The sequence below is a fragment of the Microbacterium sp. NPDC090014 genome, assembly GCF_044748285.1.
Taxonomy (GTDB): Bacteria; Actinomycetota; Actinomycetes; order Actinomycetales; family Microbacteriaceae; genus Microbacterium.
This window is the reverse complement of sequence record NZ_JBIVFS010000001.1, coordinates 2,615,104-2,639,483: the sequence shown is the minus strand read 5'-3', so window position 1 is coordinate 2,639,483 and position 24,380 is coordinate 2,615,104. Positions and strand designations below refer to the sequence as shown.

25 protein-coding genes are annotated in these 24,380 nt (G+C 68.1%); 20 read left to right on the top strand and 5 right to left on the bottom strand.

Annotation, left to right across the window (positions count from 1 at the left end; all coding sequences use genetic code 11):
- The first annotated feature begins 102 nt into the window (after window positions 1-102).
- Genes ACIPV5_RS12645 through ACIPV5_RS12635 form a run of 3 tightly spaced genes read left to right on the top strand, consistent with a single transcriptional unit; the run spans window position 103 to window position 3,358 of the window.
- Window positions 103-1,044, top strand: a complete 942-nt coding sequence (locus ACIPV5_RS12645) for an ABC transporter permease (RefSeq protein ID WP_056278920.1) — start codon at window positions 103-105, stop codon at window positions 1,042-1,044.
- The gene (locus tag ACIPV5_RS12640) at window positions 1,041-1,853 is read left to right on the top strand and encodes an ABC transporter permease (RefSeq protein ID WP_400341140.1); all 813 of its coding nucleotides are present in this window, start codon (window positions 1,041-1,043) and stop codon (window positions 1,851-1,853) included. Before ACIPV5_RS12645 ends, ACIPV5_RS12640 begins: the two co-directional genes overlap by 4 nt.
- Entirely contained in the window at window positions 1,850-3,358 is a 1,509-nt protein-coding gene (locus ACIPV5_RS12635; protein WP_295104330.1) for an ABC transporter ATP-binding protein, read from the top strand. The genes ACIPV5_RS12640 and ACIPV5_RS12635 overlap by 4 nt, the downstream gene beginning before the upstream one ends.
- Here the strand turns inward: ACIPV5_RS12635 and ACIPV5_RS12630 are convergent.
- Window positions 3,348-3,998 (bottom strand): pentapeptide repeat-containing protein, encoded by a 651-nt coding sequence (locus ACIPV5_RS12630; RefSeq protein ID WP_285363322.1) that lies wholly within the window; start codon window positions 3,996-3,998, stop codon window positions 3,348-3,350. The genes ACIPV5_RS12635 and ACIPV5_RS12630 overlap by 11 nt on opposite strands.
- A gap of 315 nt (window positions 3,999-4,313) precedes the next feature.
- On the opposite strand from ACIPV5_RS12630, the gene ACIPV5_RS12625 reads away from it, so the two are divergent.
- From ACIPV5_RS12625 to ndk, 5 genes are all read left to right on the top strand, one after another.
- A complete protein-coding gene (locus tag ACIPV5_RS12625; protein WP_056278916.1) occupies window positions 4,314-5,123 on the top strand; it encodes an endonuclease domain-containing protein in 810 nt (269 codons plus the stop codon).
- Window positions 5,124-5,543: 420 nt separating this feature from the next.
- Entirely contained in the window at window positions 5,544-8,909 is a 3,366-nt protein-coding gene (gene ileS, locus ACIPV5_RS12620; RefSeq protein WP_400341139.1) for an isoleucine--tRNA ligase, read from the top strand.
- A complete protein-coding gene (locus tag ACIPV5_RS12615) occupies window positions 8,906-10,258 on the top strand; it encodes a bifunctional folylpolyglutamate synthase/dihydrofolate synthase (RefSeq protein ID WP_400341138.1) in 1,353 nt (450 codons plus the stop codon). The genes ileS and ACIPV5_RS12615 overlap by 4 nt, the downstream gene beginning before the upstream one ends.
- Window positions 10,246-10,668, top strand: a complete 423-nt coding sequence (locus ACIPV5_RS12610) for a DUF4233 domain-containing protein (RefSeq protein ID WP_053096593.1) — start codon at window positions 10,246-10,248, stop codon at window positions 10,666-10,668. The genes ACIPV5_RS12615 and ACIPV5_RS12610 overlap by 13 nt, the downstream gene beginning before the upstream one ends.
- A gap of 1 nt (window position 10,669) precedes the next feature.
- Window positions 10,670-11,086 (top strand): nucleoside-diphosphate kinase, encoded by a 417-nt coding sequence (ndk, locus tag ACIPV5_RS12605; protein ID WP_029261664.1) that lies wholly within the window; start codon window positions 10,670-10,672, stop codon window positions 11,084-11,086.
- 67 nt (window positions 11,087-11,153) lie between these two features.
- On the opposite strand, the gene ACIPV5_RS12600 is transcribed toward ndk, so the two are convergent.
- Window positions 11,154-11,771, bottom strand: coding sequence for a vitamin K epoxide reductase family protein (locus ACIPV5_RS12600; protein ID WP_053096588.1), 618 nt, complete (start codon window positions 11,769-11,771; stop codon window positions 11,154-11,156).
- 281 nt (window positions 11,772-12,052) lie between these two features.
- Between ACIPV5_RS12600 and ACIPV5_RS12595 the strand changes: the two genes are divergently transcribed.
- Window positions 12,053-14,611, top strand: a complete 2,559-nt coding sequence (locus ACIPV5_RS12595; protein ID WP_400341137.1) for an Rne/Rng family ribonuclease — start codon at window positions 12,053-12,055, stop codon at window positions 14,609-14,611.
- Here the strand turns inward: ACIPV5_RS12595 and ACIPV5_RS12590 are convergent.
- Window positions 14,576-14,842: a DUF4031 domain-containing protein gene (locus tag ACIPV5_RS12590; protein WP_053096584.1), complete on the bottom strand. Its 267-nt coding sequence runs from the start codon at window positions 14,840-14,842 to the stop codon at window positions 14,576-14,578. The genes ACIPV5_RS12595 and ACIPV5_RS12590 overlap by 36 nt on opposite strands.
- Window positions 14,843-15,053: 211 nt before the next feature.
- Here ACIPV5_RS12590 and rplU point away from each other — a divergent pair, with 211 nt between their 5' ends.
- From rplU to ACIPV5_RS12535, 11 genes are all read left to right on the top strand, one after another.
- The gene (rplU, locus tag ACIPV5_RS12585; protein ID WP_072591411.1) at window positions 15,054-15,362 is read left to right on the top strand and encodes a 50S ribosomal protein L21; all 309 of its coding nucleotides are present in this window, start codon (window positions 15,054-15,056) and stop codon (window positions 15,360-15,362) included.
- A gap of 19 nt (window positions 15,363-15,381) precedes the next feature.
- A complete protein-coding gene (gene rpmA / locus ACIPV5_RS12580; RefSeq protein ID WP_028501603.1) occupies window positions 15,382-15,639 on the top strand; it encodes a 50S ribosomal protein L27 in 258 nt (85 codons plus the stop codon).
- Window positions 15,640-15,746: 107 nt separating this feature from the next.
- A complete protein-coding gene (obgE, locus tag ACIPV5_RS12575) occupies window positions 15,747-17,249 on the top strand; it encodes a GTPase ObgE (protein ID WP_053096582.1) in 1,503 nt (500 codons plus the stop codon).
- Window positions 17,246-18,031: a glutamate 5-kinase gene (gene proB / locus ACIPV5_RS12570; protein ID WP_053096581.1), complete on the top strand. Its 786-nt coding sequence runs from the start codon at window positions 17,246-17,248 to the stop codon at window positions 18,029-18,031. Before obgE ends, proB begins: the two co-directional genes overlap by 4 nt.
- Window positions 18,032-18,040: 9 nt before the next feature.
- Window positions 18,041-19,294 carry a glutamate-5-semialdehyde dehydrogenase gene (locus ACIPV5_RS12565; protein WP_400341136.1) on the top strand — a complete coding sequence of 418 codons (1,254 nt, stop codon included), beginning with the start codon at window positions 18,041-18,043 and terminating at the stop codon, window positions 19,292-19,294.
- Window positions 19,295-19,360: 66 nt separating this feature from the next.
- Window positions 19,361-19,585 (top strand): hypothetical protein, encoded by a 225-nt coding sequence (locus tag ACIPV5_RS12560; protein ID WP_053096577.1) that lies wholly within the window; start codon window positions 19,361-19,363, stop codon window positions 19,583-19,585.
- Between the two features lie 6 nt (window positions 19,586-19,591).
- On the top strand, window positions 19,592-20,194 hold the full coding sequence (gene nadD, locus ACIPV5_RS12555) for a nicotinate-nucleotide adenylyltransferase (RefSeq protein ID WP_053096575.1): 603 nt from the start codon (window positions 19,592-19,594) through the stop codon (window positions 20,192-20,194).
- On the top strand, window positions 20,191-21,393 hold the full coding sequence (locus tag ACIPV5_RS12550; RefSeq protein WP_400341135.1) for a hypothetical protein: 1,203 nt from the start codon (window positions 20,191-20,193) through the stop codon (window positions 21,391-21,393). The genes nadD and ACIPV5_RS12550 overlap by 4 nt, the downstream gene beginning before the upstream one ends.
- Window positions 21,393-21,776, top strand: coding sequence for a ribosome silencing factor (gene rsfS / locus ACIPV5_RS12545; protein ID WP_042537705.1), 384 nt, complete (start codon window positions 21,393-21,395; stop codon window positions 21,774-21,776). The genes ACIPV5_RS12550 and rsfS overlap by 1 nt, the downstream gene beginning before the upstream one ends.
- Window position 21,777: 1 nt before the next feature.
- Window positions 21,778-22,467, top strand: a complete 690-nt coding sequence (locus tag ACIPV5_RS12540; protein WP_400341134.1) for an SDR family oxidoreductase — start codon at window positions 21,778-21,780, stop codon at window positions 22,465-22,467.
- Window positions 22,468-22,564: 97 nt separating this feature from the next.
- Window positions 22,565-22,849: a hypothetical protein gene (locus ACIPV5_RS12535; RefSeq protein WP_053096570.1), complete on the top strand. Its 285-nt coding sequence runs from the start codon at window positions 22,565-22,567 to the stop codon at window positions 22,847-22,849.
- Window positions 22,850-22,910: 61 nt separating this feature from the next.
- Here the strand turns inward: ACIPV5_RS12535 and ACIPV5_RS12530 are convergent, their stop codons facing one another.
- Window positions 22,911-23,093, bottom strand: a complete 183-nt coding sequence (locus ACIPV5_RS12530; RefSeq protein WP_053099155.1) for a hypothetical protein — start codon at window positions 23,091-23,093, stop codon at window positions 22,911-22,913.
- A gap of 133 nt (window positions 23,094-23,226) precedes the next feature.
- On the bottom strand, window positions 23,227-24,309 hold the full coding sequence (locus ACIPV5_RS12525) for an AI-2E family transporter (RefSeq protein ID WP_400341133.1): 1,083 nt from the start codon (window positions 24,307-24,309) through the stop codon (window positions 23,227-23,229).
- Window positions 24,310-24,380: the final 71 nt, after the last annotated feature.

The following is a 24,380-nucleotide window of genomic DNA, read 5'->3' as shown; positions in this document are numbered from 1 at the left end:
CGCTGAGTCGTCGAGCACCCTTGGGCATATCGCTGCGGTATCGTTCGTGAGCGAGCGCCGCGTGCCGAAGGGTGCTCAGAGATCGTCGAGAGGGCGCCAACGGTGAAGGCAGCGCTCATCCGGATCGCCGGTCTCGCGGCATCCGTCGTGATCGTGCTCTGGGGTGCGGCGACACTCGTCTTCCTGGCGTTCCGCGTCATCCCGGGCGATCCGGTCTCGGTGATGCTCGGGCCGCAGGCTCAGGTGAGCGAGGCGGTCAAGGACGGCATCCGTGCGGAGCTCGGCCTCGATCGACCCCCGCTCGAGCAGTATCTGACCTTCATCGGTCAGCTCGCCCGGGGAGACCTGGGCGAGTCGTATCAGCTGCGGATGCCGGTGACCGAGGTCATCGGCCGTCAGCTCGGATCGACGCTGCAGCTCTCGGCGCTGGCTCTCGTGATCGCCGTGCTGCTCGCGCTCGCCGTCGCCCTGCTGGTGCGAGGCCAGGCAGGGCGAGCCGTCGCCGCGGGCATCGAACTCGTCATCCTGTCGTCGCCCGTGTTCTGGATCGGACTGATCCTGCTCAGCGTCTTCGCATTCGGACTGGGGTGGTTCCCTGTCTCGGGTGCCCGCAATCCGGCGACGATCGTGCTGCCGGCCATCACGCTCGCGCTTCCCGTGGCGGCGCTGCTCAGCCAGGTGCTGCGGGATGGACTCGTGCAGGCCGAGCGGATGCCGTTCGCCGAGACCGTGCGGGCGCGGGGTGCGAGCCCGTCCTGGTTCACGCTGCGTCACGGACTGAGACACGGTGCCGCGAATGCCGTGACCCTGGCGGCCTACCTGACCGGATCGGTGCTCGGAGGAGCGGTGCTCGTAGAGACCGTGTTCGCCAGGGCGGGCCTCGGCCGGGTCACCCTCGCGGCCATCACGAACCGCGATCTGCCGGTGATCACCGGGATCATCCTGCTCAGTGCTATCGTCTTCGTGATCGTGAACCTCGTGATCGAGCTGCTGCATCCGCTCATCGATCCTCGGCTGCGCACCGGGCGGGGAGGAAGGCGATGAAGCGCGCGCAGAGCGTGCTGCTCTGGTGCGCCGTGGCCGTGCTGCTGGTGCTCGCATTCGCTGCGGCCTTCCCCGCTGTCCTCGCCACGCACGACCCTCTTCAGACCGACGTGCGCGCATCGCTTCTGCCGCCCAGCGCCGAGCATCTGTTCGGCACCGATCAGAGCGGGCGTGACGTCTACTCGCGCGTGCTCTACGGGGCCGGGCGCTCGATCGGCATCGGCCTGCTCGCCACGGGCATCGCGCTCGCCGTGGGGCTGCTCATCGGTGCGCTCGCCGGCCTCGCCCCGCGGGGAGTCGACGCGGCACTCATGCGGGTGAACGATGTGCTCATGGCCTTCCCCGAGTTCCTGGTCGCGCTCGTGGTCGTGGCGGTGCTCGGGCCCGGACCGGTCAACATCGCGATCGCCGTGACGCTCGCCGCCGTCCCCGTCTACATCCGGCTGGCGAGGGTGCAGACCCGCACCCTTCGCAGCGCCGAGCACGTCGAGGCCGCCCGGATCCTCGGCGTCCCCCCTGTGCCCGCGTTCGTCCGGCATGTCGTGCCGGGTGTGCTCGGGTCGCTGAGCGTGCTCGCGACGATCGGCATCGGCTCGAGCATCCTCGCGGCCGCCGGACTCAGCTTCCTCGGTCTCGGCCCATCGGAGCCGACTCCCGAGTGGGGCCTCATGCTCGCCGGAGGACGCAACGTGCTCGGACAGGCCTGGTGGATCGCCGTGTTCCCCGGCATCGCGATCACCGTCACCGTGATCGCGGCGACGATCGTCGGCCGCGTGCTGCGTGCCAGAGCAGAGGGGCGGACGTCGTGACGGAAGCGCTCGAGCTGCAGGGGTTGCGCATCGACTTCGGTGAGACGCCCGTCGTCGACGGAGTGTCGCTGTCGGTGGCGCGAGGGGAGTGCGTCGCCATCGTCGGTGAGTCGGGCGCGGGCAAGTCGCTCACCGCACGGGCACTTCTCGGACTGACGCCCGCAGACGCACGGGTGCGGTTCGAACGGTTCATCATCGACGGGACGGATGTCGCGCGGTTCGGCGAGCGGCGTTGGCGGTCTCTGCGCGGCGCGGGCATCGCGCTCGTCTCGCAGGATGCCCTCGTCTCGCTCGATCCGCTGCAACGGGTGGGATCGGAGATCGCCGAACCCCTGCGTCTCCACGGCCTCAGGTCCGGACGAGCGGCGCTGCGCGAAAGAGTGCAGGAGCTGCTGCACCGCGTCTGGATGCCGGACGCCGCCCGCCGAGCGCGGCAGTACCCGCACGAGCTCTCCGGCGGACTCAGGCAGCGGGCACTGATCGCCTCGGCCATCGCTGCCGAACCCGCGATCCTCGTCGCGGACGAGCCGACCACGGCTCTCGATGCGACGGTGCAGGCGAGGATCCTCGGACTCCTCCGCGACATCGCCGACGCCGGCACCGCGATCGTGTTCATCAGCCACGACTTCGCGGCCGTCCGTCGCATCGCCGATCGCGTGCTGGTCATGCGCAACGGCGTGGTCGTCGAGTCCGGGCCCGTCGGCGAGGTTCTCGAGAAGCCGCAGCACGCGTACACCCGACAGCTGATCGCCGCGACGATGCACGAGCCGCGTGTGACCTCTACCGACGACGTGACACCCGTGCTCGTCGCCACAGGCGTCACCAGGACATACGAGGAGATCGCCGCCGTGAACGACGCGTCGTTCGCCGTGCATCAGGGACGCACACTCGGCATCGTCGGGGAATCGGGGTCGGGCAAGACGACGCTCGCCCGGATGATCGTCGGTGTCGAGCAGCCGGACGACGGCGGCCTGCGCTGGATCGGCGAGCACCGCGTGCAGCTCGTGCACCAGAATCCGCTCGGCGCATTCGATCCCCGATGGAGCATCGGGCGGTCGCTGAGGGAGGCGCTCGCCGCGGGCGGCGTGCCTCGGGCGCTGCGGGCCGCGCGGGTGTCCGAGCTTCTCGCCGAGGTCGACCTCGACCCCGTATTGGCGACCCGGCGGCCGTCCGCGCTGTCGGGTGGGCAACGACAGCGTGCCGCCATCGCTCGGGCACTGGCTGCCGAGCCCGAGGTGCTCGTGCTGGACGAGCCGGTGTCGGCTCTGGATCCGTCGGTGCGTGAGCGCGTGATCCAGCTGCTGCTGAGGCTGCAGCGCGAGCGTCGGCTGACCATGATCTTCGTGTCGCACGATCTCGATGTCGTCGGGGCGGTCGCCGACGACGTGCTGGTGATGCAGGACGGCGTCATCGTCGAACAGGGTGCAGTCACGGACGTGTTCGAATCGCCGCAGCATCCGTTCACTCAGGAGCTGCTCGACGCGAACCGGCCCGTCAGTCCCTGACCTGGATGCCGATCCCCGCCGCGAGTACCGGTGCGAGCTGCTGCACCTGGAAGCTGCTCAGGGTCGTGCCGCGGAGGCTGTTCGCGTCGAGGAACGCCGAGGCGTCGAGCCCGCGCAGGTCGACGTGCGTGGCGCGCATGCCGCGGGAGTCCACCTCGTCGCAGCGCGTGTCGGTGAAGCGCACGCGGGTGAGCTCGGCCTGGGGCATGTCGATCGTCCGGATGCTGCACGCGGTGATCTCGACGTCCGTGGCCTTCGACGCCCCCAGGTTCAGATAGTCGATCCGCACGTCGCGGAGCTCCAGCTCGTCGATGCGGGCGCTGCTCAGATCGAGCGTGCCGATGCGTCCGCCGCTGATGCGCACGCGACGGATGCCGGCATCCCGCATCTTGAGCGAGGCGATGCGGACACCCGTCATGTCGACGTCGATGAGGGTGGCTCCGGTCAGATCGACGCTGTCGGCGTCGGCCGTGATCGTGCACTGCTCGAGTGAGGCGTGGGCGAGATCGGCTGCGACCTCGAGATCGAGCTGTGCCGCGAGCAGATCGGCGCTGCGCCGAGCCGTCGCCGACTCGAACTCGAGGGGAAGGTCGGGAGGCGATACGCGGGGAGCCGCAGGGGATTCGGGGGAGCGGACCATGCTTCGAGGGTAGGGGGTGGGTGAGACACTCCTCGGTTCGGCCGCGCCTTCGTCGGTTCGGCCGCGCCTTCCTCGGCCGGATGCGCTTCACTCGGCCTATTGCGCGGAATCGGACCGAGGGAGGTGGATTCGGCCGAGCGAGAGCGGGAGCACGAGAGTGGCGAGCGAGCTACGTCTGCGGACGCCTCGACCGCTCCTGCACAGAACGCCACGAGACGCCGTTGTGCGCACAAGCCTGGAACGGGGGGGCGACGCGCACGCGATACGTCCCACACTGGCTGGGTGCGGAGAACGTCAGAGGACTTGCTTGCGACGATGACGGAGCTCGGCGGCGTCGTGCGTGTCACCGTCATCCAAGAGCGCGGATTCGCTCGGAGCCTGGTCGCGTCGGCGGTCGAAGGCGGTGTGCTGATCCGGCCGCGACGAGGATGGCTCGCGGTGCCTTCCGCCGACGGGATGCTGATCAGCGCGGCGCGCCGAGGCGTCGTGCTGACCTGCCGTACTCAAGCCGCTCGGCTCGGTCTCTGGCTGCACGACGATTCGGGCAAGCCACACGTCGCCGTCGGGCCGAACGCCGCGGGGAGGCGACGTGTCGACGCGCAGGTGCACTGGGGCAGTCCGATCGTGCCGCGTCATCCGGATGTGCTCGTCGATCCGATCGAGAATGTGCTGGCGTACATCGCTGAGTGCGAGCCTTTCGAGCGGGCGCTCGCGACCTGGGAGTCAGCGCTCAACAAGTCGCTCGTCACGATGGAAGCTCTGCGCGGATACTCGTGGAAGCCGGCGGCGCGGCTGATTCTCGAACGGGCCACTCCTTTCGCCGATGCGGGGCTGGAGACCTACCTTCGTGCGCGACTGCGGTGGTTGAGAGAGCCGATCCGCGTGCAGATCTGGATCGCGGGCCACCGCGTCGACGCTCTGATCGGCGACCGATTCGTCGTACAGATCGACGGGGCCCACCACGTCGGTGCGCAGCGATCCGAAGACATCCGGCACGATGCCGAACTGCGGCTGATGGGGTATCACGTGATGCGCGTGTCGTACACGCACGTCATGTTCGACTGGCACATCGTGCAGGACCTGATCATGCGCGCGGTCGCGCAGGGACTGCACCGCGCGGGGTGAGTGACCCGCCGTTCAGACGCTTCGCACCGTCGGACAGATCGTCTTGCCTCGGCCGAATTCCGGGAGACTGGCCGACGGAGGTGCATTCGGCCGACGGGGGCGCGGGCTCCGAAGACAGAACCGACATCGGAAGCGCGCACGGACTTCGGCCGCTCTCAGGAGGCAGGAGGCGCACGCGCCGCACCGCGCGTACAATGGGAGACAAGAGCTGTGATCCGGACATCACCGGGGAGCTCTCGGAAGAACGGTCGGCTCGCGAGGGCGGACTCAGTAGAACCGAGCGGGGCAGGCCCGTCACAGCCGCAGTGAGAGTGGCTCCGCCGTGAGGCGCGGCACGCGAGGTGGTACCGCGGTCCCCGGAACGACAAGCCGGACGGATCGTCCTCGCAGCAGCATCCGCCACGACTCCTGCGAGACGACATGACCTACCCGCGTTCCTCCTTCGGCCCCGCCGCCGACCAGGCTGCCTCCGTCGCCCCGAGCCCTCGGTTCCCTCAGATCGAGCGCGAGGTGCTCGACTTCTGGGAGACCGATCAGACCTTCCGCGCCTCGATCGAGCAGCGCGAGGGCGAAGACGAGTGGGTCTTCTACGACGGCCCGCCGTTCGCCAACGGCCTGCCGCACTACGGGCACCTGCTCACGGGCTACGCCAAGGACGTCTTCCCGCGATTCCAGACCATGATCGGCAAGAAGGTCGATCGTGTCTTCGGCTGGGACACCCACGGTCTGCCCGCCGAGCTCGAGGCCATGAAGCAGCTCGGCATCACCGAGAAGAGCCAGATCGAGGAGATGGGCATCGACGTCTTCAACGCGAAGGCGAAGGACTCGGTGCTCAAGTACACCCATGAGTGGCAGGACTACGTCACTCGTCAGGCTCGCTGGGTCGACTTCGAGCGCGGATACAAGACGCTCGACCTCGGTTACATGGAGAGCGTGCTCTGGGCGTTCAAGACCCTGTTCGACAAGGGACTCGCCTACGAGGGATACCGCGTGCTGCCGTACTGCTGGCGCGACGAGACCCCGCTGTCGGCGCACGAGCTGCGCATGGACGACGACGTGTACCAGAACCGTCAGGACCCGTCGGTCACCGTCACGTTCCCGCTGACCGGTGCGAAGGCTGAGGCCCTCGGTCTCACCGCCGTGCGGGCACTCGCCTGGACGACCACCCCCTGGACCCTCCCCACCAACCTCGCGCTCGCCGTCGGCCCCGACATCGAGTACGTGGTGCTGCCCGCCGGTCCCGGAGGAGCTGCCGACGTGCACCAGGTCGCGGGAACGACGGATGCCGCCGTCGAGGCCTCGGCCCACCGCTACCTTCTGGCGCGTGAGCTGCTCGGCGGCTACGTCAAGGAGCTCGGATACGAGAGCCTCGACGAGGCGCTCGCCGCGGTCGACGCGACGGTGCGCGGAGCCGAGCTCGAGGGCGTCACCTACGACCGGCTCTTCGACTACTACGCCGACGCCGAGACCTACGGCACGGAGAACGCCTGGCGCATCCTCGTCGACGACTACGTCACGGTCAGCGACGGCACCGGCATCGTCCACCAGGCTCCTGCCTACGGTGAGGACGACCAGCGGGTGGCCGGTGCTGCCGGCATCCCGACGATCCTGTCGCTCGACGATGGCGGACGATTCCTGCCGAACGTCACCGACGTCGCCGGGCAGCTGTGGATGGACGCGAACACGCCGCTCATCCGCCTGCTGCGCACCGAGGGGCGCCTCCTGCGCGAGCAGAGCTACGTGCACTCTTATCCGCACTGCTGGCGGTGCCGGAATCCCCTGATCTACAAGGCCGTGTCGAGCTGGTTCATCCGCGTCACCGACATCAAAGACGACCTGCTCGCGAACAACGAGCAGATCACCTGGGTGCCCGAGAACGTGAAGCACGGCCAGTTCGGCAAGTGGCTCGAAGGCGCGCGCGACTGGTCGATCAGCCGCAACCGCTACTGGGGCTCGCCGATCCCGATCTGGAAGAGCGACGACCCCGAGTACCCGCGCGTCGACGCCTACGGCTCGCTCGAGGAGATGGAGCGCGACTTCGGCACGCTCCCGCGCAACCCCGAGGGCGAGATCGACCTGCACCGTCCGTACATCGACGACCTCACCCGTCCGAACCCCGATGACCCGACCGGCCGGAGCACGATGCGCCGCATCGAGGACGTCTTCGACGTGTGGTTCGACTCCGGCTCGATGCCGTACGCGCAGGTGCACTATCCGTTCGAGAACCAGGAGTGGTTCGACACGCATGCGCCCGCCGACTTCATCGTCGAGTACATCGGGCAGACGCGTGGCTGGTTCTACGTCATGCATGTGCTCTCGACGGCGCTGTTCGATCGACCGGCGTTCACGGGCGTCAGCTGCCACGGCATCGTCCTGGGCAACGACGGCTACAAGATGTCGAAGTCGCTGCGCAACTATCCGGACGTCTCCGAGGTGCTCGACCGCGACGGCTCCGACGCGATGCGCTGGTTCCTCATGTCGAGCTCGGTGCTGCGCGGCGGCAACCTCGCAGTGACCGAAGAGGGCATCCGCTCGGGCGTGCGCGAGTTCCTGCTCCCGCTGTGGAACTCGTGGTACTTCTTCGCGACGTACGCCAACGCGGCGAAGCCCGGCGGATACGAGGCGACCTGGCGCACTGATTCGACCGACGTCCTCGACCGCTACATCCTCGCTCGTCTCGGCGACCTGGTGCGCGAGGTGCGTGCGGACCTCGAGGGTCTCGACTCCACGACCGCGTCCGCGCGTCTGCGCGACTTCGCCGAGGTGCTCACCAACTGGTACATCCGTCGCTCGCGCGACCGGTTCTGGGAGGGGTCGAGCACAGACGCCTTCGACACGCTCTACACGGTGCTCGAGACGCTGACCCGGGTCGGCGCGCCTCTCGTGCCGCTCATCAGCGAGCGCGTGTGGCAGGGGCTCACGGGCGGACGCAGCGTGCACCTGCAGGACTGGCCGGATGACACCGCGTTCCCCGCGGCGGACGAGATCCGCGACGCGATGGATGCCGTTCGCGAGCTGTCGAGCGTCGGCAACGCCCTGCGCAAGAAGGAGAAGCTCCGTGTGCGGCTGCCACTCGCACGCCTCACGGTGGTGTCACCTCTGGCGGCCACGCTCGGCCAGTTCGAGGACATCCTGCGCGAGGAGCTCAACGTCAAGTCGGTCGAGCTCGTCCAGCAGTCGGACACGACCGCCGGCGGATACGGGATCAGCCACCGGCTGAGCGTGAACGCCCGTGCGGCGGGTCCGCGTCTGGGCAAGAACGTGCAGACGGTGATCAAGGCCGCGAAGTCCGGCGACTGGTCGGAGGTCGACGGCGTCGTGACCGCGGGCGGCATCGTGCTCGAGCCGAGCGAGTACGACCTCGTGCTCGAGACCACCGGCCGCCCCGAGGGGGAGGCGCTCGCGATCGTGCCGAGCGGCGGATTCGTCTTGCTCGACACGACGACGACTCCTGAGCTCGAAGCCGAGGGACTGGCGAGAGACGCCATCCGCGTCGTGCAGGAGGCCCGCAAGAATGCGGACCTCGATGTGAGCGACCGCATCGTTCTGGCACTGAACGTGGGCCCGGCCGATGCCGAGGCGCTGCAGGCGCATGCGGACCTGATCGCGGGGGAGACCCTGGCCATCGCGTTCGCGGTGCAGGCGACCGACGACATGGACACCCTCGTGCAGGAGGTCGCCAGCCCCGGCGACGGCGTCTTCCGCAGTGGTGCGACCGCCCTGGGCGCCGACAAGCGTCCGATCATCGTCACGATCGACGTCACGACGAAGGAGCCCGCCGCATGAGCGCACGCGACAAGGCCGATGCCGTCTACGACAAGCTGCTGAGTCGTGCGGGGGAGGGCTGGGTGCAGCCGCGCAAGGAGCGCACAGCGCGCATCCTCGCGTATCTCGACGATCCGCAGCGCACGTATCGCGTCGTCCACATCACGGGTACGAACGGCAAGACCTCGACCGCTCGCATGATCGAGACCCTGCTGCGCGCGCACGGGCTGCGCACGGGCCTCTTCACCAGTCCGCACCTCGAGCGCTTCACCGAGCGCATCGTGATCGATGGAGAGCCGATCGAGGATGCCGCCGTCGTCGACGCCTGGAACGAGATCGAACCGTTCGTCGAGATCGTCGACGCCGAACTCGAGGCAGCGGGTGAGGAGCCGCTCACGTTCTTCGAGCTGCTCACCGTGCTCGCCTTCGTGGCGGTGGCGGATGCCCCGGTCGACGTGCTCGTCCTCGAAGTGGGAATGGGCGGCGAGTGGGACTCGACCAACACGGCCGACGGTGATGTGGCGGTGTTCGCGCCCATCGACATCGACCACGCCGATCGTCTCGGCGGCACGATCGCCGAGATCGCGACCGTGAAGGCGGGAATCATCAAGGAGGGCGCTGCCGTCGTGTCGGCCCAGCAGCCCGCGGAGGCCGCCGAGGTGCTGCGCCGTGTCGCTGCCGAGAAGAACGCCACGATCGCCTTCGAAGGGGAGGAGTTCGGACTCGCCGAGCAGAAGCTCGCCGTCGGCGGACAGCTGCTGACCATCCGCGGTCTCGCCGGAGCGTATGTCGAGGAGTACCTGCCCCAGTACGGAGCGCACCAGGGACACAACGCGGCTCTCGCGGTCGCAGCCGTGGAGTCGCTCATCGGCGGGGCGCAGCAGCCGATCGCCGCCGACATCATCTCGGAGGGCCTGCAGGGCTCGACCTCGCCGGGGCGACTTCAGCTGTTGGGCGTCGCTCCCACGGTGATCGTGGATGCTGCGCACAACCCGCACGGCGCAGCCGCGCTCGTGCAGGCGATGGATGACAGCTTCGACTTCGACGAGTGGGGTGTGGTGCTCGGCGTGCTCGCGGACAAGGATGCCGCCGGTATCGTCTCGAAGCTCGCACCCGCGGCGGCCCATGTGTTCGCCACGGCGCCCGAGTCCGACCGTGCGAGCGACGCGGATCTCATCGCCGATCTCGTCGAGTCGACGGGACAGCGCGCGACGGTGCACCCGACGCTCGCCGAGGCAGCGGACGCCGCGCGCGAGTGGGCGGCGTCATCGGATCGCCGGGCCGTCGTGATCGCCGGCTCGGTCGTGCTCGCCGGCGAGGCGATCGCTCTCGCCGAGGAAGAGGACTGGAAGTCGGGATGGCGCGCGTGACCGCTGCATCCCGCCCGGCCCGTCCGCCGCGTCCCCCACGCACTCTGGTGCAGAAGCTGGCGCCGATCGTGCTCGGTTTCGAGTCCATCGTCGTCTTCCTCGCGGGGCTCACGGTCTTCGGTCTGAAGACGCTGCCCGCGGGCATCCCGCAATGGTGGGGGATCGTCGGCGGTGCCGTCGTCGGGCTCGCCTGCCTCGCCCTCGCCGGCATGATCACGAAGCCGTGGGCGATCACGGCGGGCTGGGTCCTGCAGGTCGTCATCGCTCTGGCGGCTATCCTGGTCCCCGCGATCCTGCTCGTCGTCGTGGTTTTCGGCGGCATGTGGGGGTATGCGACGATCATGGGGGCCCGATTGGACGCACGACGTCCCGACGGGCCCACGACTGAGACTCAGACAGAGAGTGAATGACATGGCCACCGAAGAAACCCTCGTCCTCGTCAAGCCCGATGGTGTCGCCCGCGGCCTCACCGGCACGATCCTGGCGCGCATCGAAGCGAAGGGCTACGCCCTCGTCGACATCCGCCTGGTCGAGCCCGACCGCGACCTGCTCGCCGAGCACTACGCGGAGCATGAGGGCAAGCCCTTCTACGAGCCGCTCCTGGAGTTCATGCTCTCGGGCCCGTCGGTCGCCATCCGCCTCGCCGGCAACCGTGTGATCGAGGGCTTCCGCTCGCTCGCCGGCACGACCGACCCCACCACCGCCGCGCCCGGCACGATCCGTGGCGACTTCGGCCGCGACTGGGGTCTCAAAGTGCAGCAGAACCTCGTGCACGGCTCGGACAGCCCCGAGTCGGCCGCACGCGAGCTTGGCATCTGGTTCGACTGACCGACCCGCACATGACGAAGCCCGCCGCACGAGATCGTGCGGCGGGCTTCGTCATGTCCAGGCGGGGTCAGAAGATGATGCGCGCCATCTCGCCGAGGAAGTCCAGGCCCTGCAGCTGCGCCATCATGATGATGACCGCGTAGGCCAGGATGGTGGCCAGCGGAACCCAGACCATCAGCTTGTCGGCGCGTTCCCGGGTCTTCTCGTTGCGTGTGAAGGTGCCGTTGCGGGTCAGATGCAGCATCGTCGCGAAGAAGGTCGGGATGGTCACTGCCCACGTCACCATGCACCACGGGCACAGAACCCCGAGGTTCGCGGCGTAAAGGCTCTGGCCGATGAGCCAGCAGACGAGTCCGAAGGCGAAGGTGATCCCCGCGCCGAAGGCTGCCCAGAACCACCGCGGGAACCTCGCCCCGGCGAGGATCGCGACGCCGATCACCAACGGGGCCATCCACCCGGTCAGTCCGAGCAGCGGGTTGGGGAAGCCGAAGATCTCACCCTGCCAGGACCCGAGGTTCTTGCTGCACTGGATGAAGGGGCTCACATCGCAGGCGAGCGCATCGGTCGGGTTCTCCAGAAGCACGAACTTCTCGACCGTCAGCTGGAAGGCGGCGAACCAGCCGATGACGCTCGCGATGATCAACCACACGGCATAGACGACGGGGCGGGTGCGCTGCTCGCTCATGTGTGGATTCTCTCAGCGATCGCTATGTATCGGGCGTGAGCGCGCCGGAGAAAACGACCCGGAGTCGCGAGGATGCCGCGAACCGGGGCACTTGGTGCGATAATGGCCTGTGATGCATCGCTCGACCCCGTCGTGGCGCGCATCGACGCAGACTTCGGGGCCGTATGCCCCTCGTGATCAGAGCCATGGGCCGGTCGCACACCGAATGAGTTCGCGACACCTGCGGGTGTCGCATGAGAGTTAGCGGAACACGAAGTGTCCGCGCGAGGAGCAAGCCAGAGATGGCCGATGAGAACAATGACTACGACGCCCCTACCCTCGACTTCACTGCGGATGCTGACGCGCCCGCAGAGGTAGTCGCCGACGCTCCGGAGGCTGTCGCATCCGACGCTCCGGACGACGGCGAGGGTTCGACGAGCGAGACCGCCTCGGCCGAGGAGACTCCTGCGGAGGAGACTCGTGCGGAGGATGCTCCTGCTGAGGATGCTCCTGCTAAAGAGGCTCCCGTCGAGGATGCCCCAGCTGAGGATGCCCCAGCTGAGGATGCCGCTGCTGCGGAGGCTCCGTCGCAGGACGCGCCCGACGCCGCTGCAGAGCAGCCCGACGCCGCTGCAGAGCAGCCCGCTGTCGAAGCCGCACCCGAGCAGCCCGCTGCCGAGAAGCCCGCTGCCGAGACCGCACCCGAAAAGCCGGAGGAGCCCAAGCCCCTCACCGCCGTCTCGCTGGGGCTGCTCCCCGAGGTCTTCGTCTCGCAGGTCTCGACCCAGCTGCACTTCTACGCACCCGAGGTCCTGCCGCTTCCTGCGCGCACGGGTCGCGAGCGTGTGTTCGACCGCATCGCCGACCGCGAGCAGGACGAGCCGGCCGGTCGTCGCGGCCGCCGTCGTCGCGGCGGTTCGGACGACCTCGACACTCGCGATCAGCGTGAGCCGCGGGAGCAGCGCGATGAACCGCGCCAGCCCCGTCAGCGCGTCGTGGAGTACATCACCGAGCCGAAGGCCATCAAGGGCTCCACGCGCCTGGAGGCGAAGAAGCAGCGCCGCCGCGACGGACGTGACGCAGGTCGTCGTCGCCCGGTCGTGACCGAGGCGGAGTTCCTCGCGCGTCGCGAGTCGGTCGACCGCAAGATGGTCGTCCGCTCCAAGAACGGCCGCACGCAGATCGGCGTCCTCGAAGACGGCGTGCTCGTCGAGCACTACGTCGCTCGCAACCAGGACGCATCGCTGATCGGCAACGTCTACCTCGGTCGCGTGCAGAACGTGCTGCCGAGCATGGAGGCGGCGTTCGTCGACATCGGCCGCGGCCGCAACGCCGTGCTGTACTCCGGTGAGGTCGACTGGGACGGCGTCGAGACCGGCAACCAGCCGCGCCGCATCGAGCTCGCGCTGAAGGCGGGCGACCGCGTCCTCGTGCAGGTCACCAAGGATCCGGTGGGCCACAAGGGCGCGCGTCTGACCAGCCAGATCTCGCTCCCGGGCCGCTACCTCGTGTACGTGCCGGGCGGATCGATGAACGGCATCAGCCGCAAGCTTCCCGACAACGAGCGCACGCGCCTGAAGCGCATCCTCAAGGAGGTCCTGCCCGAATCCTCCGGCGTGATCGTCCGCACGGCGGCCGAAGGCGCCACCGAGGACCAGCTCACGCGTGACGTCCAGCGGCTCACCAGTCAGTGGGAGCACATCCGCAAGCAGGTCGAGAACCAGCAGGCACCCGCACTGCTGCACGCCGAGCCCGACCTCCTCGTCAAGATCGTCCGCGACGTCTTCAACGAGGACTTCACGAAGATGCTCATCCAGGGCGAGGACGCGCAGCGCACGATCCGCGCCTACCTCGAGAGCGTCGCACCCGACCTCCTCGAGCGCGTCGAGTCGTATGAGGACGAGACCGACCCGTTCGACGCTTTCCGGATCACGGAGCAGATCGAGAAGGCGCTCGACCGCAAGGTGTGGCTGCCCTCGGGTGGTTCGCTGGTCATCGACCGCACCGAGGCGATGACCGTCGTCGACGTGAACACCGGCAAGTTCGTCGGCTCGGGCGGAAACCTCGAGGAGACCGTCACCAAGAACAACCTCGAGGCGGCCGAGGAGATCGTTCGCCAGCTGAGGCTGCGTGACATCGGCGGCATCATCGTCGTCGACTTCATCGACATGGTGCTCGAGTCGAATCGCGACCTGGTTCTGCGTCGCCTGATCGAGTGCCTCAGCCGGGACCGGACGAAGCACCAGGTCGCCGAGGTCACCTCGCTCGGCCTCGTGCAGATGACCCGCAAGAAGCTGGGCCTCGGCCTGCTCGAGACGTTCAGCGAGGCGTGCGACGTATGCGCCGGCCGCGGCGTCATCGTCCACCACGACCCCGTCGTCAAGCACCGCTCCAGCAGCAACGGGAACGGCAACGGCAACGGGAACGGCAGCTCTCAGTCCAACCGTCGCCAGCGCGGCGGCAACGGTCAGTCGCAGAGCGCTGCTCCGGCCGCGGTGACGACGCACAGCATCCCCGAGGGAGCGAAGTCGGCACTCGCGCAGATCGCAGCCTCGACGCGCACTCCGAATGCCGACGAGCCGGCAGAGGCCGTCGCTCCCGTGGCTGAGCCGACGGAAGCGACCGCACCGCAGGAGCGCGCCAAGAAGCCTCGCAAGAAGCGTGGATCCGACCGCAAGTCGTCGCCGAAGTCCCCGGCGGAGGCGCTGCTCGATTCGGTGCTCGATGCTCTTCCCGAGCCGAAGGCGCCCGGTCAGGGTCGCGGTCGTCGCCGCGTCTCGACGGCTGCCCTCACAGGCACGCCCGTCTCGGTGAACTCCGAGCCGTCAGCGCCGGTCGCGAGCGGGGATTCGGAGTCCTGAGGCGATCAGCCGCCTGACCAGCTCCTTGCCGCCGACATGCTGTGCGCCGGCGGCGAGGAGCCGGGGGATGATCTCTTCCGGAACGTCGTAGTGGTCGAGATCGAACGCGCGCGCGGGCACGTCATGCGCCCTCGCGAAGTCGTGCAGCTCCTGCAGGGTGTCATCGCTGACGAGATGAGCCCACAGGCGCCCGTGCGCAGGCCACAGGGGGTCATCGACGAGAACGGTCATCCCTTCAGCCTATGACCGGACACACCGGGCGGCACGTTTTGCCACAGTGTCCCGCATCCGGTAAAGTAGTCCCTTGGTGCGTATGCCGCGTCGTCCTGGACGGTCGGAGCGGAGAGTCTTGCGTTCGTGCCCGTCGCCCCGCGATGCATGCAAGCAACAGTCTTCCCGTGAGATCTCGGAGCCGCGAGCTCCCCAACGAAACAGGTATGAAGTGGTTTACGCAGTAGTGCGCGCCGGTGGGCGGCAGGAGAAGGTCGAGGTCGGCACGATCGTTCAGCTCGACCGTGTCAAGGCTGCACAGGGCGAGAAGATCGAGCTGGCCGCAGTGCTGCTCGTCGACGGCGCCTCGGTGACCACCGACGCTGATTCGCTGGCGAAGGTCAAGGTCACGGCAGAGGTCATCGGCAACCTCCGCGGCCCGAAGATCATCATCCAGAAGTACAAGAACAAGACCGGCTACAAGAAGCGTCAGGGCCACCGCCAGGAGCTCACGCGCGTCAAGATCACCGGCATCAAGTAAAGACCGAGGAGACCAGGACATGGCACATAAAAAGGGCGCAAGCTCCACCCGTAACGGTCGTGACTCCAACGCTCAGCGACTTGGCGTCAAGCGCTTCGGTGGACAGCAGGTTCTCGCCGGCGAGATCATCGTCCGCCAGCGCGGCACGCACTTCCACCCCGGCGTGAACGTCGGCCGTGGTGGCGACGACACTCTGTTCGCTCTGGCCGCCGGTGCGGTCCAGTTCGGCGCGAAGGGCGGCCGCAAGGTCGTCAACATCGTCGCCGCTGCTGAGTGATCACAGCACGACACTAGTCATCCGATTCGGGGCGGGCTTCGGCCCGTCCCGAATCTGCGTTTCCGGCCGAGTCCACATCTCAGGCCGCATCAATTGAGGAGAGAGACATGGTCAGCTTCGTCGACACCGTGACGCTGCATCTGCGCGCGGGCAAGGGCGGCAACGGCTGTGTCTCGGTGCACCGCGAGAAGTTCAAGCCGCTCGGCGGCCCCGACGGCGGCAACGGCGGTGATGGCGGCGACGTCGTGCTCGTCGCCGACACGCAGACGGGAACGCTCCTCTCGTACCACCACTCTCCGCATCGCAGCTCCGGAAACGGCGGCCCCGGAATGGGCGACCACCGTGCGGGGTTCATGGGCGAGGATCTCGAGCTTCCCGTTCCCGTCGGCACCGTGGTGAAGAACCCGGCCGGCGAGGTGCTCATCGACATGATCGAGCCCGGTGAGCGCTACGTCGTCGCCAAGGGCGGGCATGGCGGACTCGGCAACGCCGCACTCGCCACCCCGAAGCGCAAGGCTCCCGGGTTCGCGCTGCTCGGGACCCCCGGGTACGAGGGCGATGTCATCCTCGAGCTCAAGACCGTGGCAGACGTCGCTCTGGTCGGCTACCCCTCGGCGGGCAAGTCCAGCCTGATCGGCGCGATCTCGGCCGCACGCCCCAAGATCGCCGACTACCCCTTCACCACGCTGCACCCCAATCTCGGTGTCGTGCAGGCAGGGGACTCGCGATACACGGTCGCTGACGTCCCCGGACTCATCGAAGGAGCGAGCGAGGGACGCGGTCTTGGACTGGAGTTCCTCCGTCACGTCGAGCGCTGCACCGCACTGCTGCACGTGCTCGACTGCGCAACGCTCGAGCCCGGTCGCGACCCGATCTCCGACCTCGATGTCATCCTGGGGGAGCTCGCCGCATACGAGGTTCCCGAGGGGCAGACCCCTCTGCTCGAGCGCCCGCAGCTCATCGCCCTGAACAAGATCGACGTGCCGGAGGCCCGCGACCTCGCAGACCTCGTGCGCCCCGACCTCGAGGCTCGCGGATTCCGTGTCTTCGACATCTCCACGATCTCGCACGAGGGTCTGCGCCCGCTGACCTACGCGCTCGGCGAGATCGTCGACCAGCACCGTGCCGAGCTCGCCGCGACCGAGGTCCCGCGTGAGCGCGTCATCCTTCGCCCGCGTGGCCCGAAGAAGGGCTTCGAGATCCGCGTCGAGGGCGGCAGCTACGGCAACGTCTACCGCATCCTGGGCGAGAAGCCGGTGCGCTGGGTCCAGCAGACCGATTTCCAGAACGAAGAGGCGGTGGGCTACCTCGCCGACCGTCTCGAGAAGCTGGGCGTCGAGGACGAGCTCTTCCGCCTCGGTGCCGTGCAGGGGTCGACGGTCGTCATCGGCGAGGGCGACAGCATCGTCTTCGACTGGGAGCCCACCATGACGTCTGCGGCCGAGCTGATGACCGCACCCCGTGGCACCGACCCGCGTCTCGCCCCCAACGGGCGTCGCACCACCTCCGAGCGTCGTGAGAACTACTACGAGCGCATGGATGCCAAGGCCGAGGCTCGCGCCGAGGTCGAGGCTCAGCGGCTCGCGGCCTACCGCGAGGACGGGGAGTGACCGCCCGCACGAGGGCGGATCTCGCCACAGCCTCACGGATCGTCGTCAAGGTCGGGTCCTCCTCGATCAGCGGGGAGTCCTCCTGGCGCATCCCCGTTCTGGTGGAGGCACTGGCGGCAGCGCACGCGCGCGGGGCCGAGGTGATCCTCGTCTCCTCCGGAGCGATCGCCACGGGCATCCCGTTCCTGCGTCTCGATGCTCGCCCCACGGACCTGGCCACTCAGCAGGCCGCAGCCGCCGTCGGACAGAACATCCTCGTGTACCGCTACCAGGAGTCGCTGCGTCCTTTCGACATCGTCGCGGGACAGGTGCTGCTCACGACCGGTGATCTCGAGAATCCGACCTCGCGCAGCAACGCGCGACGGGCGATGGAGCGACTTCTCGGTCTTCGCATCCTGCCGATCGTGAACGAGAACGACACGGTCGCGACGCAGGAGATCCGATTCGGCGACAACGACCGCCTCGGCGCGCTCGTGGCGCAGCTGATCGAGGCGGATGCGCTCGTGCTGCTCAGCGACATCGAGTCGCTGTACACCAAGCCGCCGTCCGACCCGACCGCTGAGCCCATCGACGTCGTCGCCCCGGACGCCGATCTCTCAGGCCTCGAGTTCGGCTCGACGGTCGTCAACAGTGTCGGCACCGGGGGAGCGGCGACGAAGGTGTCCGCCGCCCGACTGGCGGCCGCGTCCGGGATCGGTGTGCTCGTGACCAGCGCCGACCTCGTCGACAAGGCCCTCGCGGGCGCCGACATAGGGACCTGGTTCGAGCCCGCGCTCTCCTAGACTGGGCGGATGACCGACCAGACCCCGCAGGTGCGCCTCGAGCGCGCCAAAGAGGCGTCCCGCGCCACGGCCAGACTGACCAGCGACGACAAGTCCCGCGCGCTCGTAGCCATCGCGGTGGCTCTCGAGGGGAATGCGGCCGCGATCATCGAGGCCAACGGCCGAGACATCGAGCGCGGTCGATCTGACGGCATCGGCGAGTCGCTCATCGACCGACTGCGCCTCGATGAGAAGCGCGTCGCCTCCCTCGCTGCTGCGGTCCGTCAGGTCGCGGCTCTTCCCGACCCTGTCGGTCGTGTCGTCGGAGGGCACCGGATGCCGAACGGCGTCGCTCTCGAGCAGGTGCGGGTGCCGTTCGGGGTAGTCGGGGCGATCTACGAGGCGCGCCCCAATGTCACGGTCGACATCGCGGCGCTCGCGCTGCGCTCGGGGAACGCCGTGGTCCTGCGCGGTGGCAGCGCCGCACGAGACTCCAACGCGGTGCTCGTCGAGATCATGCGCCAGGCACTCGAGGAGGCAGGCGTCACCGCGGATGCGGTGCAGACCGTCGACGACTTCGGTCGCGACGGCGCCACCGCCCTCATGCACGGACGGGGTTACATCGACGTGCTGGTGCCTCGCGGCAGTGCGGGGCTGATCGAGACCGTCGTGACCGAGGCGACCGTGCCCGTGATCGAGACCGGCGCCGGCAACGTGCACATCGTCCTCGACGAGAGCGCCCCCGACGACTGGGCGCAGGACATCGTCGTGAACGCGAAGGTGCAGCGCCCCAGCGTCTGCAATGCGGTCGAGACGGTCCTCGTGCTCCGTCAGGCCGCGCCACGGCTCGTCCCGCTGGTCGCGAGTGCGCTGCAGAGTGAGGGCGTGGCCATTCACGGCGACGACATGGTGGTCGGCCTCGTCTCGAACGTGATCCCCGCGACCGAGGAGGACTGGGCGACGGAGTATCTGAGCCTCGACATCGCGATCAAGGTCGTCGACACGCTCGATGACGCTCTCGACCACATCCGTCGCTACAGCACGGGCCACACGGAGTCGATCATCACGACGGATTCGCGCAACGCGGAACGGTTCCTGGCCGAGGTCGACTCGGCGGTCGTGATGGTGAACACCTCCACGCGGTTCACCGACGGCGGGGAGTTCGGGTTCGGTGCCGAGGTCGGGATCTCGACGCAGAAGCTGCACGCGAGGGGCCCGATGGGGCTTTCCGAGCTGACCAGCACGAAATGGCTGGCGCGTGGGGCAGGGCAGACGCGCGGCTGAGGGCTAGACTAGGGGGCGCTGTGGCTCTTCGTGAGCCACGCCCGCCAGCCACGAAACGGAGTCAGGATGAACCTCGTCGCACAGATCGCGATGGTCGCTGCCGAAACCGAGCACCACGGCAATGTCCAGCTCGAGACGCTGATCTTCGGCGTCATCGCGATCATCGTCTTCGCCTTCCTCGGCCTGGTCACGCTGTCATACAAGAACGTCGCCAACCGTCACTCCGCCAAGGCTGACGCCTGGGCCGCGAGGCACGGCAAGGACGGCCACGAGGCAGGGCACGGCCACTAGGCCCATATGAACGACACGACCTCGCGTCCGGCGCGCATCGGTGTGATGGGCGGCACGTTCGACCCCATCCACCACGGGCACCTGGTCGCTGCGAGCGAGGTCGCGCACTCCTTCGATCTCGACGAGGTCGTCTTCGTGCCCACCGGACACCCGTGGCAGAAGTCGGATGTCACCCCCAGTGAGCACCGCTACCTGATGACCGTGATCGCGACGGCGTCCAACCCGCAGTTCACGGTGAGCAGAGTCGATATCGACCGTGAAGGGCCGACGTACACGATCGACACCCTCCGCGACCTGAAGGAGAAGCGGCCCGACGCTGAGCTGTTCTTCATCACGGGTGCCGATGCCGTGGCGCAAATTCTCAGTTGGAGGGACCATGATGAACTGTGGGAGTTGGCCCACTTCGTCGCGGTCTCACGTCCAGGACACGTCCTGAGCACTGACGGCCTCCCGAGCGACAACGTCAGCCAACTGGAGGTGCCGGCGCTGTCCATCTCGTCGACGGCCTGCCGGGCGCGGGTCCGTGACGACGAGCCGGTCTGGTACCTCGTCCCCGACGGAGTCGTTCAATACATCGCGAAGCATCATCTGTATCGGAGCAAGGCATGAGTACATCGGATCGGCAGGAACAGGGTCCGCTGACGCGAAAGCAGTTGCGTGAGATCCGGTTGACCGGCTCCACACCGGTCATCTCAGCGGAGGAGGCTGCGGCTGCCGCCGCGGTCGCGACTCCGCCCGCCGCAACGCCTCCCGAGGAGCAGGACGCCGCCGAGACCGAACCCGCTGCACCGTCGGCACCGGCCGACCGCGGCGAGACCGAGCCGGGGAACACGCCGCTGACGCGTCGCCAGGTTCGCGAGCGCGAACGCTCCATGACCGGATCCGTTCCCGTCGGCGACGCTGACGAGTCCGACGCGCCGGACAGTGCGGATGATGCGGACTCGACCGAAGAGGTTCCGCCCGTCGAGGTCCCCGCGGCCGAGGCCCCCGACTCCGACGTCCACGACTCCGATGTCCACGACTCCGATGTCGTTGACGACGATGACCACGACTCCGATGTCGTTGACGACGATGACCAGGAAGACGACGACTCGGCTGCGGCGGATCTGCCCGCACCGGTCAGCGCCTCGACGAACCTCGACACGACGGACGACGACCGCGAGCCGGTCACCTCCGGCGCGGGCGACACGAGTGCCGCCGTCGCGGAGCTCGGAATCGATGCAGAAACGACCGACGAGGTCGACGCAGGCGACGTTCTGGCGGATGTGGACGACGCTGACGACGACATCGCGGACGGGGAGCGCCCCGTGGTCAACTCCGCCTTCGGTCAGGATCTGCTCAGCGACGACGCGGAGACACGGAAGCCCTTCTCGCCGTCGTTCGACGAGCTGCTGACCGTCGGCGACTCGACCGGTTCCCAGCATCTCGCTCCGAACACCCTCATCTTCAACCCCTCCCCGGGAGAGGGGTCGCTCTCAGGCCCCGTCGCCTCCACAGGGGAGATCCTCGTGACCGGTTCCTACGAACTTCCCAAGGGACTCGGTTCACAGGGCCACGCGCACGGCACCACGGACGGCAAGGACGTGGACGCCGTGCTCATCGACGGCGAACTGCCCCCGGCATCCTCGCCCACGCCGATCGCCGCCAGCGCGGCCGTCAGCACCATCAAGCCCGCCGGCGAGGTCATCCGCCCGCCCGCCCCCGAAAAGGGCAACAAACTCATGCTCATCCTCGCGATCGTGGCGGGTGGTCTCGCGCTCGCGCTGGGCGTGTCCCTGATCGTCGCCTTCACCACGAATGTGTTCTGATGCAGTCACCTGAAACCGCCGAAGAGATGCTCCAGCTCGCGGCCGACGCCGCCGTCTCGAAGGGCGGTGAGGATCTCGTCGCGCTCAACGTCTCGGAGCCTCTGCCGCTCGTCGACATCTTCCTGCTCGTCACCGGAAACAGCGAGCGCAACGTCGCCGCCATCGCCGATGAGATCGAGGACAAGCTCATCGAAGCCGGTCACAAGCGGGTCCGCCGCGAAGGTCGCGCGGAGGCCCGATGGGTTCTCCTCGACTTCGGCGATCTGATCGTCCACGTCTTCCACCAGGAAGAGCGCGTCTACTACGGCCTCGAGCGTCTCTGGAAGGACTGCCCCGTCGTGCCGTTCGAGCTCGCAGACTCCGCCGCAGCAGACCGCGACTGACGTGACCGTCCACCTGATCACCGGTGCCGGATCCGGCATCGGCTCGGTCGTCGCGCGCCGCCTCCTCGATCGGGGCGATCAGGTCGTGGTGCTCGCCCGCGATGCCGGGCGCGCCAAGGAGATCACCGCGGCGCTGCCAGGAGCCTCGGCCGTCGTCGGCGACCTCGCGCAACCCGGCAGGCTGTCGTGGGCACTGTCGAAGCAGGCGCTTCCCGAGCGCATCGACTCGCTGGTGCACGCGGCGGGCGTCGTCGACCTCGGACCCGTGGCCGACCTTCCGGCGAATCTCTGGGAGCGCCAGCTCGCGGTCAACCTCGTGGGGCCTGCCGAGCTCACCCGTCTGCTCCTCCCTGTGCTGCGCGTCTCTCGCGCTCGGATCGTGTTCGTCAACTCCGGTGCGGGGTTGCACGCGCACGCCGGCTGGTCGGCGTATGCCGCCTCGAAGCACGGGCTCAAGGCTCTCGCCGACGCATTGCGGGCCGAGGAGAGCGAGCATGGTGTGCGGGTCACATCGATCTACCCCGGACGCACCGCGACCCCCATGCAGGAGCGAGTGCACCAGCAGGAAGGGCGGGACTACGATCCGGAGCGGTTCATCACGGCGGATTCCGTCGCGACGACGATCCTCACCGCGCTCGACCTGCCGGACGACGCCGCTCTCACCGATCTGACCATCCGCCCTCGGGCGTGACCCCCTGAAGTCTCTCGTCTCAGCTGTCAAGCCCCTGTGACCTTTCGGTCGGAGCGGGGATGATCTTGAGTGGGGAGAGAGTCTTGGAGGGAATCACATGTCCGGAGATCCAGATCCTAGATACGTGCTGCATCGCGTCACACCGTCGGAGTGGGTGATCAACGACCGACGATACGAGACGAACGATCCGCGGCACGTGGTGGCATGCGTCTACGAGTACGCGGACACCGAGGTCGAGGTCGTGTGGCTTCGCGACCTGCCTCTGGCAGTGCGGTACACGACCGCTTACGAAGTTCTCGAAGAGGTGACGCGAGTGCAGGATTCGAGCCGGGCGACGAGGCCCATCGCGATCCCGCACCTGCCCCCTCTTCTCGCGACCTGAACAGGCTGCGCGGCAGGACCCGGGGAGGGGCCTGCCGCGCAGGGGCGTGCTGGGCGAGGACTCAGGAGTCCTCGCCCAGCGGCTTCTCCGACGCCAGGCGGTCGGCCGCGGCGCCGTCGACCTGGTCGGCATCCGCATCCGTGTCGAGAACGGGCTCGCCGTCGACGTCGCGGTGAGGCACGCCGTCGATCTCTCCTTCGTCATCCGGGCGGGGGACCAGCGGCGGTATCGGGTTGTTGGTCATCATCGACTCCTCTCGTGAGATGTGCGCGCCACGATAGGTCGGGCGTGCACAGACAGGGAGTGGGTTGACGACCGAGGTCCGGAGGAGTATCCGGCGGTGCGACGATTCTGCGGCACTCGATGGGTCGGCGGCGTCACACCATTTCGGGGCGCTTCTTGCGGAACGGCTTCGCGGGGGTGTGCGGGCCGTCCCACACCGTGATGATGCCCCAGGCGACAGCGGCGATCGGCACCGAGAGCACCGCGCCGACGATGCCGCCGAGGATGGTGCCCGTGGTCAGGGCGAGGAGGATCACGAGAGCGTGGAGCTTGAGGGAGCGGGCCATCACGACCGGCTGAAGGAAGTTGCCCTCGAGCTGATTCACGAGCACGACGATGCCGACGACGATGAGGGCTGCCACCGGGCCGTGCGTGACGAGCGCCACGAGAGCCGCGAGGATCCCGGCGGCGGTTGCGCCGACCAGGGGGATGAACGCCGTCAGGAAGACGATCACGGCGAGGGGGAGTGCAAGAGGGATCTGCAGGATCGCCAAGCCGATGCCGATGCCGAGAGCATCGGCGGCGGCGACGATCGACGTGCCGCGGATGTAGCCTCCGAAGACATCGACGGTCTTGTCGCCGATGCGGCGCGCACGCTCATAGCTGTTCCCGGTGAAGGGACGGAGCAGGAACTCCCAGATGCGCGGTCCGTCCTTGAGGAAGAAGAACAGCACGACGATCATCAGCGCGAGGCCGGTGAAGAAGCTCGCAGTGGCCGAGACCCCCGCGAGAGCTCCGCGTCCGAACGAGGCGCTGGTCAGGAAGTCGCCGACTCCTGCCCACACCTCGTCGAGATCGATCGATGCGATGTCGAAAGGCAGGGTGTCGAGCCAGGCCGTCACCTGCGTCACGCCGTCGGTGGCCGACTCGATCAGATCGTCCCACTGGGAACGGACCGTCAGCACGATCACCCAGACGATGCCGCCGAGGATCGCGAGGATGCCGATCAGCGCGATCCAGGTGGCGAGGATCGACGGCACTCCGCGACGCCGCATGAACGCGACGAGCGGGTGGATGGCCGAGGCGAGGATCAGCGCGATCGTCACGGGGATGAACACGAGAGAGAGCTGCGTGATCACCAGCACGCCGATGGCGACCAGGGCGAGCACCGAGAGGGTCTGCAGACTCCGTGTGGCGGCGAGGCCGAATCCCCGCGACCACAGTCGCGTCTCCGTCATCGGGGTCGACGCGTCTGACAGAGACGATGACATGGTCTCCGGTCGTCGGAACAGTCCCAGCACGTGCGTCC